This window comes from Arthrobacter sp. Hiyo1 (genome assembly GCF_001263615.2).
Lineage (GTDB): Bacteria > Actinomycetota > Actinomycetes > Actinomycetales > Micrococcaceae > Arthrobacter.
Map to the genome: position 1 here is coordinate 520,073 of NZ_DF952470.1, position 2,945 is coordinate 523,017.

At 65.7% G+C, this 2,945-nt stretch carries 2 protein-coding genes and 1 pseudogene; all 3 read right to left on the reverse strand.

Annotated elements, in window-relative coordinates; all coding sequences use genetic code 11:
* Positions 1–96: 96 nt before the first annotated feature.
* Positions 97–1,056 carry an ROK family protein gene (locus tag AHiyo1_RS11245; protein ID WP_059388621.1) on the reverse strand — a complete coding sequence of 320 codons (960 nt, stop codon included), beginning with the start codon at positions 1,054–1,056 and terminating at the stop codon, positions 97–99.
* A 634-nt stretch (positions 1,057–1,690) separates the two neighbouring features.
* Complete coding sequence (locus tag AHiyo1_RS11250) at positions 1,691–2,608, reverse strand: dihydrodipicolinate synthase family protein (protein ID WP_059388622.1); 918 nt, start codon at positions 2,606–2,608, stop codon at positions 1,691–1,693.
* A 36-nt stretch (positions 2,609–2,644) separates the two neighbouring features.
* Positions 2,645–2,945, reverse strand: a pseudogene (locus AHiyo1_RS11255) (ABC transporter ATP-binding protein); the annotation flags it as partial.

The following is a 2,945-nucleotide window of genomic DNA, read 5'->3' on the forward strand; positions in this document are numbered from 1 at the left end:
GACACGATCAACTGCGAGCGGAGGCTTCGAGGCCATCGGGGGTCAGGATCATGGGGTTCTCCTTGCGAGGGGTTCGGGTGTTTGGGTGTTCGGGTGTCAGTTCAGGACGAGTTTGGCCGCGCCCACAATGGCCGCGGTATTGCCTAGCGCCGCGCGAAGCACGGGAATGTCGGCAAGCGGGGCCATGAGCTCCTTGCGCAGGGCACGTTCCATGGGTTTCCACCAAAAATCTCCCGCATCCGCCAAACCCCCGGAAACCACCACCGTCTCCGGGTCGAGGATGTTGACGAGCCCGCCGATCGCCTGCCCCGCAGCACCCGCGCCCGCCCCGATGGCTTTGATGGCGGCCGTACCGTCGGCCGAATCGGCACGATCTCCGTCGTGCACCAAGGCAAACACCGCACGAGAGTCCGGGACCTCGGGGGAGCCGCCGAAACGGACGAAGGATTCGTGGATGGCCGGGCCGGAAGCGATCGCCTCGACGTGGCCCGAGCCGCCGCACACACACGGGAGGGCCTTGCCCTCGTGATAGGCGTACGGCGACGCAAAATGCCCCACGTGCCCACCCACATAGTGGTGCCCCAAAACAGGAGCGCCGTCCAGCACAAAGCTGCCGCCCACACCCGTACCGAAAGCCACCATGAGCGAACTCGAAGACCCGGCAGCCGCCCCACGCCACGCCTCACCCAGAGCATGCGCATGCACATCGTTGACGGCACTCACCGACCCCCGAGGCAAACCCAGGAGCTGCGCCAACCCCGCCGTCAATCCGGTCCCGGCCCACCCCAGGATCGCATCAGTCGCCGAAACCACCTCGCCATTCACGGCATCGATGACCCCGGCCGAACCCACGCCAACACGCACGACGTCGATTCCCGCACCCGCCGCCCGCCGCATGAGCCGCCCGACGAGCGCCGCAGTTGCCCGCAAAATAGCGTCGCCCCCGTCCCGATTCAGCGTAGGAATCTGCTCCGAAAACAACACCTCCCCATCGGCCCCCACAACCCCCGCGGCAGTCTTCGTCCCCCCAAGATCGACCCCGACCACGTACATCATGCTTTGTCCTCCGGATCGTTCGATTGCTGTTGCTGCGGTTCGTTATGGTCAGGTTAGCCGTGGCCGGTGCTGGTCCCGGCTGCCGTCGGCGTGTGGTCGGGTTCGTTGTGGCTGGGACAGCGCGGACCCATCATTTCGCCGGCGCTTAGACACCTCCCGACGTCGCCTTCCGGTCGCTGGGCGACCTTCAGACGACTCTGGTCGGCGATGCGCGCCTACGCAAGACCCCGGCCCGGCGCCTCGGGCGATTAGCTCACCTGACGTTGCGAACTGTCGACTCACAGACCGCACGCCGAGCCGGCGGATGCTTGACGTTCCCGAGGCGAGCGGTGACCCAATCGCCCGAGTGGCGGAGGGACGGTTTTGTGTAGTCCCGCATCGCCGACCAGAGCTGCATGGACGTCGCTCAGCGACGGTAATGCGGCGTCGGGAGGTGTCTAAGGGACGGCAAAACTGGCCCTGCGGCACGCCCCGACCGAGGCAGCCCACAGAAGGTGACGTCCGCCAACAGCCAAGGGACGGCAAAACTGGTCCTGCGGCACGACCCGACCACCGCAACAAGCACCGGGTGAGCGACGGCAAACCGCCCAGATGAGCGCTGATCGGAAGCTCCGGCGAGAGTAGCGTGCGAACCCTAGACCAGGCCGTTGCGCTCGAGGATCGTGCGGATTGCGGAGGCTTCTTCGGCGTTCAGGGAGAGCATGGGGGAGCTCATGGTGTTGGATTCGATGATGCCCATGATTTGGAGGGCGGTCTTGAAAGCGCCTAGTCCTGCTGCGCCGCCTGAGACCCGGCCATTGGGGGTGTAGACGATGTCGAAGAGGTCGGCCAGGCGGTCTTGTTCGGCGGCCGCTGCGGTCCAGTCTCCGGCCTGGGTGGCGTCGAACAGGCGGCGGTAACCGGCGGGGTCTACGTTGCCGAGGCCGGGTACTACGCCTTGGGCGCCGGCGAGGAGGGCGCCGTCGACGACGATTTCGTGGCCCGTGAAGATGTCGAAGTCGGGGATGTCCTTGGCTGCGAGGAGGAGTTGGCGGAAGGAGACGTCGTCGCCGGAGGAGTCCTTGACGCCTGCGATGACGCCGTCGCGGCCGAGGCGGACCAGGAGGTCGGTGGGCAGTTTGAAGTGGGTGCGGACGGGGACGTCGTAGGCGAAGATCGGCTTGTCCACGGCAGCGTGGATGCTGCGGAAGTGGGTTTCGGTCTCCTCGGCGTTGCCGATGGCGTAGTACATGGAGGTGACCACGATTGCGTCGGCGCCGAGGTCCACGACTTTACGTGCTTCTTCGATGACCCGGTTGGTGGTTTGTTCGTTGGCGCCGACGATCAGGGGCACGGCGCCGGCGTTCGCGTCGGCGATCGTGGAGACCACCAGTTCGCGCTCTTCGTTGGTCAGGTAGGGGACCTCGCCCGAGGAGCCCAGCACGAAGAGGCCGGACACGCCGCCGTCGAGCAGGTGTTTGGTGACGTTCTTCAGGGACGCGGTGTCAACGCGCCCGTCGGCGTGGCGGGGGGTGATGACCGGGGGAATGACGCCCTGGAACTGAGTAGACACAAAAATCTCCGTTGCTTGGATCTGGATGGGAAAAACTTAGGTGTGGAGCAGGCTGGGCGCGGCGCCGAGCAGCTTCTTGGTGTAGTCGTTGCTCGGGTTGTCGAAGACCTGGGCGGCCGGGCCTTCTTCGACGATCTGTCCGAAGTACATGACGCAGATGCGGTCGGAGACGTAGCGGACAGTCTGGATGTCGTGCGAAATGAAGACCATGCCGAGGTTCAGCTGGGTTTTCAGGTCAGACAGCAGGTTGAGGACTTGGGCGCGGACGGAAACGTCGAGGGCCGACGTCGGCTCGTCCGCCACGATGATGTCCGGGGTCCAGGGCGAGGGCGCGGGC